This is a genomic window from Photobacterium kishitanii (genome assembly GCF_003026355.1).
Classification (GTDB): Bacteria; Pseudomonadota; Gammaproteobacteria; order Enterobacterales; family Vibrionaceae; genus Photobacterium; species Photobacterium kishitanii.
Genome location: NZ_PYON01000002.1, coordinates 264,354 through 280,946 on the forward strand (window position 1 = coordinate 264,354; position 16,593 = coordinate 280,946).

Sequence of the window (16,593 nt, forward strand, 5' to 3'; positions counted from 1 at the left end):
ATACCTTAATATTTATCTAAAGGTATATTGATGTAAATTAAATTATTAACTCTATTTTTTGGTTTGTAATCTTACCAATAAATAGAGTTATCATCAGATTTTTAATTAACTTTAAACTAAGAGGTTGAATATGTTTACCGGAATTATTGAGGCTGTTGGTAATATATCGGCCATCACTTCAAAAGGATCTGATTTTGAAGTCTCAGTTAATTGTGACACGCTAGATCTAGCTGATGTGAAAATAGGTGATAGTATTGCTACAAACGGTATATGTTTAACGGTAGTTAAACTGACAGACAATAGTTATATAGCTGATCTATCTATAGAAACATTAAGTCGAACTGCTTTTAATTATTATAAAGTTGGCCAAGCAGTTAATTTAGAAAAAGCGATGTTACCGACAACTCGTTTTGGTGGTCATATTGTCTCTGGCCATGTTGATGCTGTCGCTGAGGTAATTGAATGTCGAACTTCTGGGCGTGCTATAGATATTTGGGTTAGAGTACCATCCCAGATAGAAAAGTATCTTTCGGAGAAAGGTTCCGTTACGGTTGATGGCGTTAGTTTAACTGTAAATGCAGTTAGAGGTAACGAGTTTAAATTAACAATTGTTCCACACACAGTAGTTGAAACGACAATAGCTGACTTTAAAGTTGGAAATAAAATTAATATCGAAGTTGATATTCTTGCTCGTTATATTGAGAGGTTATTGTTAGTTGATAAACCAGAAGATAAGCAATCTAAAATATCAATGGATTTATTAGAAAGAAATGGTTTTCTCTTATAAGTTTCCCTTCAATAGAAGATAATAAAGGAATAATTATGACTTTAAGTACAGCTCAAGAAATCATTGAGGATATTCACCAAGGGAAAATGGTAATATTAATGGATGATGAAGATCGCGAAAATGAAGGCGATCTTATCATTGCATCAGATAAAGTAACGCCTGAAGCCATAAATTTTATGGCAACTTATGGTCGAGGTTTAATTTGTCTGACATTAAATAAAGAACGTTGCCAGCAATTAGAATTGCCTATGATGGTGAAGAGTAATACCGATAAATTTGCCACCCCGTTTACTATTTCTATTGAAGCTGCTTCTGGGGTTACAACTGGTATTTCAGTAAACGATAGAGCGCGGACTGTTCAAGCGGCTGTAGCGACAACAGCGACGGCGGAAGATATTGTTATGCCAGGACATATTTTTCCATTAATGGCTCAAGATGGTGGTGTATTAGCGCGTGCTGGTCATACTGAAGCTGGTTGTGATGTTGCACGTTTAGCAGGGTTAGAGCCGTCAAGTGTTATTGTTGAAATATTGAATGATGACGGTACGATGGCGAGACGTCCGCAGTTAGAAGTCTTTGCTAAAAAGCATGGTTTAAAGTTAGGCACTGTTGCTGACCTTATTGAATATCGAAATAAATATGAGACCATGATTGAACGTATCTCTGAGTGTAAATTGAATACTGAGTTTGGTGAATTTGATATGATTACTTATCGAGATAAAATTAATCATCAAATTCATTATGCGCTACAGAAAGGTAATATTGAGCCTAACTCACAAACTTTAGTTCGAGTACATTTACAAGATACATTCAAAGATATTCTGCAAACAGGATCAACTCGATGGACATTACCGGCAGCGATGGAGCGTATTAGTTCTGAAAATGGCGTTCTGGTTATAGTTACTAAAGAAGAAGATCCAGAGATAGTTATCAGTAAAATTCAGAATCTAGCTTTGGAAAATAAAGAAACACCTGTAGTCAATAGTCAATCACGTCAGGTTGGATTAGGTTCACAAATATTATCGGATCTTGGCATTAGAAAAATGCGTTTATTATCATCTAGTAGTCAGCTTTATCATTCATTATCCGGTTTTGGTCTTGAAATAGTTGAGTATGTGTGTGATTAAGATTTTATTTGATATAGAAAGAATTCATTAAATATAGACGGTCACTCCCTATGCCTTATGCAGGAATAAGGCTAGCCGTTATTTATACTAAAATTAATTATAAATATTATAGGAATAACCATGAAGGTAATTGAAGGCGCCATCGTAGCACCAAATGCAAAAGTTGCCATTGTAATTGCACGTTTTAATAGTTTTATTAATGAAAGTTTATTATCTGGTGCGCTCGACGCATTGAAACGTCAAGGTCAAGTTAGTGATGATAATATTACAATCATTCGTTGTCCTGGAGCTTATGAGTTGCCTCTTGTTGCTCAGTTAACGGCCAAAAGTGACCGTTACGATGCAATTATAGCCTTAGGTTCTGTCATTCGTGGCGGAACGCCGCATTTTGAATATGTAGCCAGTGAGTGTAACAAGGGTCTAGCACAAGTTGCGTTAGATTATAATATTCCAGTTGCTTTTGGGGTATTAACCGTTGATTCAATTGAACAAGCCATTGAACGTGCAGGTACTAAAGCTGGTAATAAAGGAGCAGAAGCTGCCTTAAGTGTACTTGAAATGGTTAATGTTTTGGCTCAAGTTGAATCTTGATAGAAAAGAAGTAGCAATATAATGAGAATATGATTTTACTATCGTAATTATTATAAAACTGTTTACTAAAATTAAATTACGAGTGTTTAATTACACTCGTTTATAAAAATATTTACTTAACGATAATTAAATAATATATAAGTAATATTAGCTGATTAAGTTTGTTGTCATTGAGAAAGAAAAATGCTTCTTTATTTTACTTAGAAGTATTTAAGAAATATTTAGGAAAATTATGGTCAATGTTAGGGAAAGAGTATCTTTAAAAGTGGGTATTAATAGTAATGCTCCTGCTGAGTTGCTTTCGTTTAATGGTCTTGAATCGGGTAAAGAACATATAGCACTCATTTTTAAAGATGCAGATAAAGCTTTGGTTCCTTTAGTTCGTATGCACTCTGAGTGTTTAACTGGCGATGTTTTTCATTCATCACGCTGTGATTGTGGAGAGCAGTTAGATGAAACCATGGAAAAAATGGCTGAGCTAGGTGGAATTATTTTGTATCTACGTCAGGAAGGCCGTGGGATTGGACTTTATAATAAGATCGATGCTTATAAGCTACAGAGTCAAGGTATGGATACTTATGAAGCGAATAATTATTTAGGTTTTGATGATGATTTACGAGAGTTTTCTGAAGCCGCTCAAATGCTTACAGCTCTTGGGATTAAGGATATACGCTTAGTAACGAATAATCCTAAGAAAATCTTAGATTTACAGCAAAATGGTATAAATATTGTTGAAGTTGTAGGCACTAAAGCTCATTTAAAAGAGGGTAATGAAGGATATTTAAAAGCGAAAGCTTCTCATGGCCATCATTGCTTTAATTTTGATAAATGAATATTGATTCTTTTCATGAATAAAATAAGCCTGCTTTTGAGCGGGCTTATTTTATTTAAAACACATAAATTAGATTAAGTTTATGCGCTTAAAATGGTATTAAGATCTGCCTCTGGAGTTGATATCGAACGCATATCAAATTTTTCTGCAATAATAGCGAGTAGGTTATCAGTTAAAAATGCAGGTGCAGTAGGGCCGGTGTAAATACCTTTAACACCAAGTGCAAATAAGGTTAGTAGAATTACAATCGCTTTTTGTTCAAACCAAGACAGCACTAAGGTCAGTGGTAATTCGTTAATGCCACAATCAAATTCATCCGCTAATGCGAGTGCAAGTTGAATCGCTGAATAAGCATCATTACATTGACCAACATCGAGTAGACGTGGAATACCATTAATGTCGCCAAAGTCATTTTTATTAAAGCGATATTTACCACAAGCTAAAGTTAATATTAACGCGTCTTGAGGTACTTGTGCTGCAAAATCTGTGAAATAACTACGTTCTTCTTTAGCACCATCACAGCCACCAACAAGGAAGAAGTGGCTAATATTACCTTGTTTAACTTGATCAATAACGGCTGGTGCTGCATTCATTAGTGCATTACGTCCAAAACCGATAGTGATCATATGCTCGATTTCTGTGTGCTTAAAGCCGTCTAACGCTAAGGCACAATCGATCACTTGACTAAAATCATCGTCTTCAATATGTGTTACACCTGGCCATGCCACGATACTACGGGTAAAGATACGATCAGCATAGTCACCAACATTCGGATTAATCAGGCAGTTTGAAGTCATTACTATCGCGCCAGGGAAGTTGGCAAACTCAATTTGTTGATTTTGCCATGCACTGCCGTAGTTACCGACGAGATGTGAATATTTCTTTAATTCAGGATAACTATGGGCAGGTAACATTTCACCATTAGTATAAACATTAATATGTTTACCTTCAGTTTGTTGCAAGATTTTTTCAAGGTCGTGCAAGTCATGGCCTGAAACTAAAATACACTTTCCTTGAATAGGTTTAACGTTCACTTGGCTTGGTAGTGGATGACCGAAAGTGTTGGTTTCGCCTAAATCGAGCATTTCCATCACTTTGTAATTCATCAGACCAATTTCCATTGAACATTCAAGTAATGCATTAAGATCGGTTGGATCCGTACCTAACCAGCTCATGATGTGATGATATTGAGCATAAATAGCATTGTTTGTTTGCCCTAATACACGTGCATGCTCCATATAAGCAGCTGCGCCTTTCAGGCCGTATAGACACAATAAACGTAAACCAATAACATCTTCATTTATGGTTTCATAACCGCGGTTAACCGCAACTTGTGGCGCGAGCGCTAGGATGGCATCGATAGTATTCGGTAATGTAAATTCAGCCACGGCAGGTAGGGTTGGTAATGGTTGCTGCGCTAGTGTTGTTGTTATTACCGCTTGTTTGAGACGTGTTTTATAATTTTCTGCGAGGTTAGTTAAAGCTAAAATACGTTCACGATCAAAGTTGACATTGGTTAAGGTTGCAAAGAATGCGCGTGGTGCCCAATGGTTAATTTCATCATCAATAATATCAAATTTATGCGCTAAATCAGCCCAATAAGAAACGCCTTGTAGTGTGTAAACTAACACATCTTGTAGGTCAGAAATTTCAGCGGTTTTGCCACACATACCTGCAGCATAAGCGCAGCCTTTCTTTTTAGGGGCTTCAAGGGTTTGTTCACATTGAATACAGAACATCAAAAAATCTCCAGCGTGGTGATTATTGTTATAAATAATAATTAAGCCATCACTAAGCAGTAACTATGCCAATATTTAAGTTGCTGTTATATAATAGTTTTATTGTTGATGCGGCTTGTTTTGATGTCAAATACACATCGGCGAGGTTGTGTTTATGACATCATTCACGCGATAAATATTATTTAATACCGAGTTTTTTACCCATACGATAAAGATTGCCACGGTCCATTTGTAAAAAGGTGGCTGCTTGGGACCAATTAGTATTTGTTTTTTCAAGTGCGTGCTCAATAAGTTGCTTTTGATATTGCTCGATTAGTTGCCGCATTGACTGGGGGTGAGATGGAAAAAATGATGATGTGTTTTTAACATCATTAGTCAGGGGGATATCGAAATAGTGGCTAGCTATCGTATGTTGGTTATCTTGAATAGCGCGTAATGCTGCGCGCGTTAAGGTGTGCTCTAATTCACGAATATTCCCCGGCCATTGCTTAGTTTCGAGCATACTCAAGACACTCGGTGATATATGAAGGTTAGGAAGATTGAATTGGTGTCGAACTTTTTCTAGTAAGTAGCCAGCAAGAACAGGAATGTCATCATGGCGTTCACGTAATGATGGCATAAAGATAGGAAATACATTGAGACGATGGTACAAATCGGCTCGAAAGTGACCGAGTTCGACTTCTGTAACTAATTGGCGGTTAGTGGCTGCAATAATGCGGACATTGACATGCAAATGCTGATCACTACCGACGCGTTGGAGTTCACCTTGCTGAAGTACACGCAGTAATTTCGCTTGTAGTAAAAGAGGCAGTTCGCCAATTTCATCTAAAAATAATGTGCCACCATCAGCGAGTTCAAATTTACCCGCTCGGTGGTTATTGGCTCCGGTAAACGCGCCTTTTACATGGCCAAATAATTCGCTTTCCGCTAAGCCTTCAGGTAGAGCTGCGCAATTAACATAAATCATTGGCGTGTCTGCGCGCGAAGATTGAGCATGAAGGGCATGAGCGACTAATTCTTTACCTGTACCTGTTTCACCACTGATTAATACGGCATAGTCAGATGTGGCAACTGTGGCGATATTGGTGCGTAACCGTTGCATGGCTTGACTAATGCCAACCATCTCTCCTTGTTGTGATCGTGCTTGCTGGATCAGCGTATTGGTTAGCGATTTTTGTTTTTTATGTTGATCTTTAAGGGCATTAAATTGGGCTATATTGCGTAATGTTGCTGCGGCTAGAGCGGCAAATGTTTCAATGGCAACCGTTTCTATATTATCAAATGCACCTACTGTCAGTGAGTCTAACGTAAGTACGCCAACAAGTTGTCCTTCAACGTATAAACTACAGCCAAGGCAATCATGGATATCAATGGCTTGATTTTCATTTAATAAAAGACCGTCAAAAGGATCGGGTAGTGCACAATCGGCATCAAACCGTAGCGGATGTTTAGTGGCCATTATCGCTTCTAAGCGCGGATGTGCTTGAGGGAAAAAACGTCGACCGAGAACCGCAGGAGATAAGCCTTTAACAGCAACCGGAATTAACAGCCCTTGTTTATCGAGTACAAATAAAGCACTTGCATCGCAGGGAAAGACTTGATCAATACCATCAATTAAATGTTGATAATGCTGATCACTGGCGAGGTTAGCACTAAGATTAAGGGCAATATTAAGTAATACATTATTGAGTTTTGAATTCATAACAACCTAGCTAATGTGAATTATTCTATGTCAGCAATATTGATGTCTTTATCACATCACAGCTTGGGTGGTGATTCTTTATTTGAAAACAATAAAAAATAAAAAAGATGGATCTGAGATCCATCTTTTAAGTTGAGGAGATCTGCTGATTATTGCGCTTGCCAAATTCGTTGGCACTCAGCACTACCGTTAGCAGCTATTGGTTTTTCAAATAGCCATTGCAGCGGCGCAACTACAGGACTCGTGGTGAACCGAACTGAGGTTTTAAGAATGGCTGATAACGGTACTTCAAGATTAAATTTGTCAAACGTTCCGTGAACTTCAATCGGAGTTTGTAGGCTGAATATTTGTGCTTTTTTGGATTGCGGTGATAAATACAAATTGAAATCACGTTTCTTATAGCTGGCATCAAATGCGCCATGAACTTGAATGCGTGAAGTATCAAGCAGTAAATCACGTTGTTTCATGTTGCCATTATGAATATTAAAGCCGCCAGCGACGCAATTTAGTACTGAGTTATCTTTAGTGGTAAACGTTGGCAATACCGCATCAGCTAAACTGACCGCCCACAGGTCAATTAAGTTTGCTTGAAAGGCTTTAGGCCATGCTGCAAATCCAATAAAACCGTTGGCGTTATTCATTAAGCTTTCAGGTGTGTTAGCAATGCTGCTGAGATCAAATTTAGCGCTGATCTTACCGTGCATATCGGTTTTGGGATCGATACGGCGGGCAATAATGCCGTAGTCGAAATTTTTAACCAGTCCATTAAGTTTAATCGCAAATTTATCACCTTTAGCGACAACGGAACCATCAATATTGATATCACCACCAGGTAACTGGATATGTAATGGTTTCAGCGTTAGTAGACCATTATTTAAGGTCCAATCTAATTTACCTGCACCTAACCAATCTTTGCCTGAACGTACGTTACCGACATTAAGTTTAAAATCAGCGTTGAGTAAATTTAATCCTTGTGGGCTAATTGCGTCGACAGGTTGATGATTTGAGGCAGTCACTTGCTTCGACTTTTGATTCTCTGGTAGCCATGCTTGCCAGTTTTTAAGTTTGAAATCGTTGATCTGAATAAAAGGTGCATTAAGGACCAATTTTACATCGGGGCGATTGCGGCCATCACCTTTAAGTGGAGGTAAGAAATCACCATGGCCTTTAAGAGTACTACTACCAACGTTGATTATCATGTTACGTAGGTGGTAACCAATTTTATCCATAGATAATGATGCCGCGACTTTAACTGGCCCATAAGGCGGTAACTTTATACCGGTAAAGTCATCAAAACGATTTAAGTTTGGCGTGGTGGCTTCAAAAGTAAGATTGAGTTTTTTGGGATCAATCGGTAACACAACTTGCGATTGGGCTTTAAAGTTAATCTCGCCAACATTTGCGCTGAGCTTTACAGGAATCGACTTACGGCCATCATTGGCTTGTTTTAACGATACTGAATCGAGGTTAATCGCAACGGGTTTATTGGCTGCTCGTCCATCAAGTGTGAGGTGAGTTGCTGTATTTGGGCCTGTAACGAAATGACCTTGGTTAAGGATGATATTAAATGCTTTACCAGTATAGCTATCGGCAAGTTTTAATTTACCACCATTAAGCTGAGCATCAATTTTTGCCTGTTCCATTAATTCTAACAGTGTGCGTCCTGATAACGACACTGCAAGTTTGGCGCTATCTAAACTCATGCCTAGATTATTAACAATATCAAATTGGTGTAAAATGCGACCAATGTTTGGTTTATCGACGGCTAAATTTAATTGTGAATTAATAAGTTGATTATTAATGTTAAACGCAATATCACCATGATAAACACTCCCTGCATAGCTAGCACTAAAAGGCGATTTACTTAGTTTTCCGTCACGTACTTTGCCTTTAAATGCCATATTATCGACTTGTTGTTTTGCCCATAGCATCTTATTGACGTGCAAATTAACATCAGCATCTGCAATAACGACTTTATTGCTCAAAATCGGTACATCAAGGTTAACGCCTTGGGTAGGAACTGTTTGTTCAACTTTCGGCAAAGCCGCTTTATCAACAAACTGACTAAGCTGAGTAAAATCAAGGGTGTTAAATTGGCTGTTAAGTTTTAAAAACTGATGGCCTTGTTGTGGTCGCCACTGTAAATCTATTTTTCCCTGACTATTTAGTAAGGTTACATCAGGAATCGCAAGATCCAGCCACTCACCGGTATTCGTTAGTTTGCCCTTGAAATTAATTTTGCCATGCATAGAAGCACGAGTACCTAACCATGGACTCAGTTTGCCAGCATCATTACTGTGGACGTTGAGATCAAACCAACTACCTTGTTGCCAGTGCGTATGGACTAATTTTCCTTGAGCTTTGATGTCGATCACTGGGCTTGAAAAGTGCAGTGATGGGGTCCAATCTCGATGATTAATAATGTCTGATAATGTGCCAGCCTTTGCAGTGATAGTGACGGGGATATTCATTATCTTACCGCTAACATTAGAGCTGAAAGGTTGTTCCATTCCGGAGTGTAGCTTGGCTTTATCAATTGCAAATGAAGCTTTAGCGCCCCAGTCGACATTGGCATCATCAATCGTGAGTCCAAGTTGGCTATTATCTAGCCATTCTTGTAGTTTTGTTCCTTCAGTTGTTAATTGCAGTTGAGCACTTTTAAGATGACCCGTTGCGTTAGGTAAACCTGAAATCCAGCCAGCCATTTCGCCTAATTGTGAATTTTTAGCACCTAAGGTTACGTCAACTTTAGATGTCCATTCGGTAGCATCGATACTAGCGTTACCTTTAAATGCCACATTGGCAATATTCGCAGCCATTGGTGCAGATAATTTGCCTTTTTCACCATCAATATTGAGTGAGATAGTGTTAACGGGAGTGCCGAGCCCTTTAATCTCACCAATCGTCAATGCGAAATGAGTACGGGTTTTTACCAACCATTGATCTAATGCTTTCTGTAGTGGCGACTGTTGTGGTGCTGCCGCATACATATTAGCGCGCATCATTTGTGGCTGTGGTTGTAGCCATGGACGAAGGTCGATTTCAGGAATATCTAACTTGCCATCAATGATGTTTAATTGCTGTGCATTTTGCGCAAAACTAACGTTAATATGCCCATTAGCAGAGGTAATGGGGCTACGAACTTGTATATTTTTAAAGGCAAAACCTTTATTTGATGCACTGAGTTCTGTAGTGATAGATAAGGGAGCAACATGTTGTAAATCAAGATCTAATAGACTCGCAATTTGATTAGTATCTTTCCAATTTAAACTTATATTTGCAGTCGAATCATCACCGCTACTAAATGGTGTTATGTTGGCATCAACATCTAATTCTGCACCTGCAAAACTGCCTTTTGCAAATAATTGACCATGTTGATTATTAATTAATTTTTGCAGATCACCCGTCAATGAAAGGTTATATTCGCTACCCATGGCATCACCTTTAGCGACTAATAACCATTTATCAGGCTTGGTAAGTGCAAGGTGATCGAGGTAACCATTGTAATAAGTGTTTTTAGCTTGATCTTCATAATTAACACGAATTTTTTCGGCATTGATGTTATTACTCAATACCAGTTTAAATGCTGTTGATGATGATGGTTGCTTTGATGGTGTTGGTTGTTTATTAAACACCCAGTTTTCATGACCTTGTTGATCACGAAGTAAGTTTAGAGAAATATCTTTAAGATTAAGATAATCAATTTTGAGGGTATTTTGTAGTAATGGTAATACCGAAATTTTGGCAGCAATGTAGCCTGAACTTAGCATTGGCTGCCATGGCATTGATTTAAGGTTGGCAATAGTCACATCGCTTAGCTCTATTTCAGGGCTAAAGGAAAGTGTTAATGCCATACTGCCTTTAATATCAGTTTTGCGGTCAAGGGTCTTAGTTAACCATTGATTAATTTCACTACGATGAGTACTTAGATCAAGTTTAACACCATAAGCGAGTACACCCGAGATCGTGACGATTGGCGTTAACAGTGCAACTATTGTCCATACTGCCACTTTTTTAAGTGTCTTTTTTTTGCGGACAGTAGGTGTGGTTTGGGGGGTATCTTGTGTCATTACTTATTCGGTTTCTATCCGTGGTCATGAAAGATAAATCCAGCAGTGATTATGAGTAAAATGATGATGTTTTACTTGGTTTATTGTTAGCGCTGGAACAGTATTTTATGAGATCTATTATACAGTGTGACATTCCGCAATGTCTGTGGTTCCATTCATTTTTCGTATTTTCATTGCTAAAAATGCATTGTTAGTGGATTTTTAACGAAATATGTCGGCATACCTTAGCTATTAATTGGTGAAGTTGTTAATTATCGACTGGTGAGCTATGCATCATAACTAAGTGTGATACTGGCTTTGTTGAGTTAATGCCATAAATAAGAGGTCAGTCAAGGTCTGCTGTGCTGCATGTGCTGCAATTGAATAATTGTGTGGTTGATATTGGCGATGATTCGATGTTTCGATTGCTAGTGTATCAAGAGTAAATTGTGCTAATTGCCGTAATGGGGTGGAGTGAGGTGACGTTAAAGCAATTAATGTTGCGCCTTGCATTTTTGCACTATGAGCGGTAAGTAAGGCATCTTGATGATTACCGTCATAACAAATATGACATTGAATATCGGCCGGACCAAGGGTCTTTGCGATATCAATTTGGTTCTGACTGTCTTGTTCTGCAATCGTCATCATGCCAAGTGTGAGTAACTTAGTACCGAAATCTTTAGCGATTACGGCGGAATGACCAAAACCAACCAGTTGAATACGTTGTGCATTAATAAATAAATCAACGATATTTTTAAGATTTTGCTCATCAATTGCATTTGTCGTTTCAATAATGGCATCTGTTTTTTGATGCGCTAATTTTTGGGCAATGGTTATTAATGTATCACTATGGCTAATTTGGTTTTGTAATTGTTGAGGATCATTACCAATCGCTTGTTGGCGAGCTAATTCTTCTTTTATGGCATTTTTGAAAGCAGGAAAGCCAGTAAAGCCGAGTTTTTGGGTAAATTTAACAATACTCGATTGACCAACATTCGCTTGTTGTGCGAGTTGGAGAGAAGACAATGACACGATTGCTGTGGGTTGTTGTAATATCAAGGCGGCAATTTTTTGCGCACTCGGTGATAGTTGTGATTTTATATTAGTAATTTTAGCAATAATGGTCATAGCGTTATTATCTGTCGATAGTTATGTATTTATCATAAGCGATAGTAGCTGATAAAAGCATGATTTTTCTCTTTTTTGTGTAGCAATTATTGATCACTATATTTTGATGGCTATAGCGGCGATCACTGTTGCGAGTCGGTGATTTTCTTACGAATAAATTCAATAACTTCAGAAAGGTTTGGCACTAATGGTGGTTGTTTTTTCCATATACAACCGACATTCATGGTGGGTAATTGTTCATTAAGTGGGCGGCGAATAAGACGGCGACCTTCTAGCGAGAATTGGCGATAGACTAAATCAGAAAGAATGGTCACACCTTGCCCCATCGCAACGAGGCTACGAACAGATTCTAGTGAGCGACTGTGAAAGTGAATATTAGGTGCTAATTGTGATGCTTCCCAGTAGGCGGCCGCATTAATAAGATGTTCGTCCATATCTAATAAAATAAACGGCTGTTGAGCGACATCTGCTAAGGTGATCGTTGTTGAGTATTGCAATGGATTTTCGGGATCAAGCCATAGATTGCGCTCAGAACGTAACATTACCTCATAATGTAAATGCGTTTTTTCCTGTAGATTAGAAACAATAATAATGCCGAGATCGAGTGTATTAGCAAGGAGAGCTTGTTCAATATCTGCTCGATCGCATTCATGGATGTTAAATATGATATTGGGAAATTGCTTACGAAGTGCAGGAAGTAATGTCGGGAGTAGATATGCCGAAAAAGTTTCGGTAATGCCTAATCGGATTTGTCCTGTCATGTCTGCTGGTGGCAATATAATGCTTTCCATGGCATGTTCAACATCGTTTAGAATGTTGCGAGCTTTTATAACAAATACTTCACCCGCAGCGCTAAGGTCGACACCTTTAGCATGTCGAATCAGTAGCTTGCAGTCTAGTATGTGCTCGAGTTTTTTTAATGCAATCGTCATTGATGATTGCGACACATTACAACGTAATGCTGCTCGAGAAATTTGACCTGTTTCAGCTACTGCCACTAGGTATTCCAACTGACGTAAAGAAAGTGGATTGCTCATATTGTTTTTATCTATATTGGTTGTTAGAAAATATATATTAGCAATATTGGTGGTGGGTTTATACATTAGTCTTATTGTGTACCCAAGAGATTTATTTGTTTATGTCGATAGAATATAAGAAAGGTTATTGCTCATTATGTCGTTCTCGTTGTGGGACGATAAATCAGGTTACAAATGATAAATTAATAAAAGTTGAGCCTGATCCTACACATCCAACAGGAGCTGCGATGTGTATGAAAGGGCGTGCTGCTCCTGAGTTAGTTCATAACCCTAATCGTATTCAGTTTCCGATGAAAAGGACGACCCCTAAAACAAATCCAGATCCTGGCTGGCAACGAATTTCCTGGGATGAAGCATTGGATATCGTCTCTGAAAACCTCACTAAGATAAAAAAACAAAGTGGTGCCGAGGCTGTCGCATTTGGAGTAACAACTCCCAGTGGTACGCCAATGTCCGATAGTATTGATTGGGTAGAGCGCTTTATTCATGCATTTGGTAGCCCAAATATTTGCTATGGCACCGAAGTGTGTAATTGGCATAAAGATCATGCTCATGCTTTTACTTTTGGCTGTGGAATGCCAATTGCTGACTATAGCAATGCAGATTTAATTATGTTGTGGGGACATAACCCTACCAATACGTGGCTCAGTCAAGCAAATGCTATTGGCGAAGGGCGTAAACGCGGAGCGCGAACATTAGTTATAGATCCTCGCAAGACGCCACTCGCTGCTAGTGCTGATGTATGGCTGCAAGTAAAGCCAGGCACAGATGCTGCTGTTGCAATGGGATTAATTCAGTTAATGATTACTGATGATATGTTTGATCAATCGTTTGTTCGTTGTTGGACTAACGCGCCATTTTTAGTACGCAGTGATGATCAGACATTATTAAAAGCGATTGATTGTGCCGAGATAACAATTGCTGATGGCGATTATGTGGTGTGGAATACCCAGCAGCAGCAATTAATGTCTTATAACAGTGATCTGGTGATTGCAGATAATCTTGGTGCAGAATTAGCGTTATCAGGCCAATATCCGATCCCCTTAAAAGATGGCACTACTGTTGTTTGTCAGCCCTCCTTTTCTTTGCTTAAACAAGCATGTGAGTATTACACCGCTGATCAAGTAGAAGCTATTTCCGGTGTAAAGGCACCAGATCTACTCAAGGCTGCCAAGTTAATTGCCTCCAGTCATCGAGTGGCTTATCACGCATGGACAGGTATTGCTCAGCAGTTGAATGCCACCCAAACTGAGCGTGCAATTGCGATTTTATACGCTTTAACGGGAAGTTTTGATCAGCAAGGAGGAAATCGTCGTTATACACAACCGCCAATTAATAAAATGAATGGCTTGGATTTTATGACTAAGCAGCAGCGAGCTAAAGCCTTGGGGTTGAAAGAGAGACCATTAGGGCCAGCTAAACAGGGCTGGATTGGTACGCGAGATATGTACCAAGCAATCATTACAGCTAAGCCTTATAAGGTGCGTGGTTTTGTTGCTTTTGGCGGTAACTTGTTATTGAGCCAAGCAGATACTGATCTTGGTATAGAGGCCTTTCAGCAGCTTGAGTTTCATGTTCATTGTGATTTATTTGAAACTCCGACAACTCGATATGCAGATGTACTATTACCCGTAAATACGCCATGGGAGCGTGAAGCGATTAGATCTGGATTTGAGATTAATGCCGAGGCCGTTAGTCATATCCAATTGCGACAACAAATGGTGACTAGCCGCGGAGAAGCTAAATCAGACACTGAAATTGTGTTTGCTCTGGCAAAAAAATTAGGTATGGGGAATGTTTTTTTTAACGGTGATATAGAAGCCGCTTGGGATCATATGTTGCATCCATTAGGTTTGACTGTCGCCCAACTTCGAAAAAAACCAGCAGGCATAAGCTTCCCTTTGCAGCAGTCAACTCTGCAATATCGCCATCTTCATCAAGGAAAAGTGAATGGTTTTGATACGCCATCAAAGCGGGTCGAAATTTATTCTGAAACGTTACTTAATGCAGGTTATGCACCATTACCAGAAATAAAGCAGTCTAATGCCGTTAATGTAGCCTTGCCGTTGCTATTGACTTCCGTTAAAAATGGCTATTACTGCCACAGCCAACAGCGTAATTTAGTTTCATTACGTAAGCGTGCACCATTACCGATGGCTTTTATTAGTCGCTCGGTGGCGACAAAGAAGGGGATCAATAATGGTGATTGGATAATAATTAAAACAGCAGAGGGGCAAGCGCATTTTTGTGTCTCAGTAGACCCTGATTTAGAGGATAACGTAGTGGCTGCCGAATACGGTTGGTGGCAAGCATGTGATGATATTGGTCGTGACGGTTTTCCTGTTTCAGGTTTGGGAAGCAGTAATTATAACCGTCTTATCAGCGCTAGAAAAACCGATGCTATTAGTGGCTCTGTACCAATGCGAGTCGGTTGTTGTGATATTGCATTATCAACTGAACTTGTGAGTAATAGGCGTCCATGGGCAGGAAAGATTGCCTTTGTTATCACTAAAAAGAAATGGCTTGCTAATGGGGTAATGGAGATAACCTTTACGGCGAATGATAACCGTCAGCTCCCCGATTATCTTGCAGGACAGCATATTAGTTTATGTGTTAATCAAGGGACGGCGGCGGAAATGACTCGAGCTTACTCTTTAACAGGGGCTGCTCAAGTTGCAGATCGCACCCATTATACGATTGCTGTACGACATCAAACTGGAAGAGATGAACAAGGAAATATTGTTGAGGGTAAAATGTCGAGCTACCTTCATCAGCATTTACAGCAAGGCGATATTGTTCATTTGAGTGCACCAAGTGGTAATTTTACTCTGCCGCAGAATATTGACTATCCAGTAGTCATCTTTGCTGGCGGTATAGGGATCACTCCGTTTATTAGTTTTCTAGAATCGATTTCAGAACCCGAGACTATGCCTGAGGTGTGGCTATATTACGCTAACTTAAATAGTGACACACATGCATTTGCAGACAGACTGAATGCGTTAGCTCATCGAATGCCAAAATTGCATGTTATTAACCATTATAATGATCCTCTGCCACGGGATAACAAAGGAGAAGATTATGCGACGAGTGAGCTTATTACCGCGGCAGTAGTCAGTGAGACTTTACTTGAACAGCGCGCACGATTTTATTTGTGTGGACCTGAACCGATGATGCAAGCAATTACTGAGCAATTGATTGAACGAGATGTGGCAAAGTTTGATATTTTTAGTGAGGCTTTTCAAGCTCAGTCAGTTGTTAAAATAAAAACTAATCAGCAGTTTAAAGTGAAATTCTTACGCTCTAAAAAAGATGATGTAACTTGGACTTCTGCTGATGGTTCTATTTTAGATTTTGGGGATAAAATGAAAATTGCGATGCCTAGTGGTTGTCGAGTAGGGCAATGCGAAAGTTGCGCCGTTCGTATTGTTTCAGGACAAGTAATCCATCTTAATGGCAAGCAACCTGAAGATCCTCAAATGTGCTTAGCTTGCCAAGCGATACCAACGAGTGACTTAATCTTAGATATATAAATCGAGCAGCTATTTGAAATAAATAATGAAAATTGTTACTCAAATAACAGTATTTATCGATTATGCTATCG

General features: G+C 39.0%; 10 protein-coding genes. 5 read left to right on the forward strand and 5 right to left on the reverse strand.

Translation table 11 applies throughout. The features are described from left to right. Positions 1 to 130: 130 nt before the first annotated feature. From C0W29_RS03395 to C0W29_RS03410, 4 genes are all read left to right on the forward strand, one after another. Positions 131 to 787, forward strand: a complete 657-nt coding sequence (locus tag C0W29_RS03395) for a riboflavin synthase (RefSeq protein WP_045045064.1) — start codon at positions 131 to 133, stop codon at positions 785 to 787. A gap of 35 nt (positions 788 to 822) precedes the next feature. Then, positions 823 to 1,914: a bifunctional 3,4-dihydroxy-2-butanone-4-phosphate synthase/GTP cyclohydrolase II gene (ribBA, locus tag C0W29_RS03400; protein ID WP_045042147.1), complete on the forward strand. Its 1,092-nt coding sequence runs from the start codon at positions 823 to 825 to the stop codon at positions 1,912 to 1,914. A gap of 120 nt (positions 1,915 to 2,034) precedes the next feature. Continuing rightward, the gene (gene ribH / locus C0W29_RS03405; RefSeq protein WP_045042146.1) at positions 2,035 to 2,505 is read left to right on the forward strand and encodes a 6,7-dimethyl-8-ribityllumazine synthase; all 471 of its coding nucleotides are present in this window, start codon (positions 2,035 to 2,037) and stop codon (positions 2,503 to 2,505) included. A 232-nt stretch (positions 2,506 to 2,737) separates the two neighbouring features. Next, positions 2,738 to 3,337, forward strand: a complete 600-nt coding sequence (locus tag C0W29_RS03410; protein ID WP_045042145.1) for a GTP cyclohydrolase II — start codon at positions 2,738 to 2,740, stop codon at positions 3,335 to 3,337. Between the two features lie 80 nt (positions 3,338 to 3,417). Here C0W29_RS03410 and hcp read toward each other — a convergent pair whose 3' ends face one another. The 5 genes from hcp to C0W29_RS03435 form a co-directional block, all read right to left on the reverse strand. Continuing rightward, positions 3,418 to 5,076: a hydroxylamine reductase gene (gene hcp / locus C0W29_RS03415; RefSeq protein WP_045045063.1), complete on the reverse strand. Its 1,659-nt coding sequence runs from the start codon at positions 5,074 to 5,076 to the stop codon at positions 3,418 to 3,420. Positions 5,077 to 5,254: 178 nt separating this feature from the next. Further along, a complete protein-coding gene (gene norR, locus C0W29_RS03420) occupies positions 5,255 to 6,778 on the reverse strand; it encodes a nitric oxide reductase transcriptional regulator NorR (protein WP_045045062.1) in 1,524 nt (507 codons plus the stop codon). A gap of 149 nt (positions 6,779 to 6,927) precedes the next feature. Beyond that, positions 6,928 to 10,848 (reverse strand): AsmA family protein, encoded by a 3,921-nt coding sequence (locus C0W29_RS03425; RefSeq protein ID WP_045045061.1) that lies wholly within the window; start codon positions 10,846 to 10,848, stop codon positions 6,928 to 6,930. Positions 10,849 to 11,127: 279 nt separating this feature from the next. Continuing rightward, positions 11,128 to 11,955, reverse strand: coding sequence for a MurR/RpiR family transcriptional regulator (locus C0W29_RS03430; RefSeq protein ID WP_045042141.1), 828 nt, complete (start codon positions 11,953 to 11,955; stop codon positions 11,128 to 11,130). Positions 11,956 to 12,077: 122 nt separating this feature from the next. Next, a complete protein-coding gene (locus tag C0W29_RS03435) occupies positions 12,078 to 12,992 on the reverse strand; it encodes a LysR family transcriptional regulator (RefSeq protein WP_158260012.1) in 915 nt (304 codons plus the stop codon). A gap of 101 nt (positions 12,993 to 13,093) precedes the next feature. Between C0W29_RS03435 and C0W29_RS03440 the strand changes: the two genes are divergently transcribed. Further along, positions 13,094 to 16,522 carry a molybdopterin-dependent oxidoreductase gene (locus tag C0W29_RS03440; protein ID WP_045045060.1) on the forward strand — a complete coding sequence of 1,143 codons (3,429 nt, stop codon included), beginning with the start codon at positions 13,094 to 13,096 and terminating at the stop codon, positions 16,520 to 16,522. The last annotated feature ends 71 nt before the right edge of the window (positions 16,523 to 16,593 follow it).

Excerpts from the sequence above, each read along its gene's own strand:
- norR (WP_045045062.1), bottom strand. The coding sequence starts at position 6,778 with ATGAATTCAAAACTCAATAATGTATTACTTAATATTGCCCTTAATCTT.
- ribBA (WP_045042147.1), top strand. The coding sequence starts at position 823 with ATGACTTTAAGTACAGCTCAAGAAATCATTGAGGATATTCACCAAGGG.
- C0W29_RS03440 (WP_045045060.1), top strand. The coding sequence starts at position 13,094 with ATGTCGATAGAATATAAGAAAGGTTATTGCTCATTATGTCGTTCTCGT.
- C0W29_RS03395 (WP_045045064.1), top strand. The coding sequence starts at position 131 with ATGTTTACCGGAATTATTGAGGCTGTTGGTAATATATCGGCCATCACT.
- C0W29_RS03425 (WP_045045061.1), bottom strand. The coding sequence starts at position 10,848 with ATGACACAAGATACCCCCCAAACCACACCTACTGTCCGCAAAAAAAAG.
- ribH (WP_045042146.1), top strand. The coding sequence starts at position 2,035 with ATGAAGGTAATTGAAGGCGCCATCGTAGCACCAAATGCAAAAGTTGCC.
- C0W29_RS03410 (WP_045042145.1), top strand. The coding sequence starts at position 2,738 with ATGGTCAATGTTAGGGAAAGAGTATCTTTAAAAGTGGGTATTAATAGT.
- hcp (WP_045045063.1), bottom strand. The coding sequence starts at position 5,076 with ATGTTCTGTATTCAATGTGAACAAACCCTTGAAGCCCCTAAAAAGAAA.
- C0W29_RS03430 (WP_045042141.1), bottom strand. The coding sequence starts at position 11,955 with ATGACCATTATTGCTAAAATTACTAATATAAAATCACAACTATCACCG.
- C0W29_RS03435 (WP_158260012.1), bottom strand. The coding sequence starts at position 12,992 with ATGAGCAATCCACTTTCTTTACGTCAGTTGGAATACCTAGTGGCAGTA.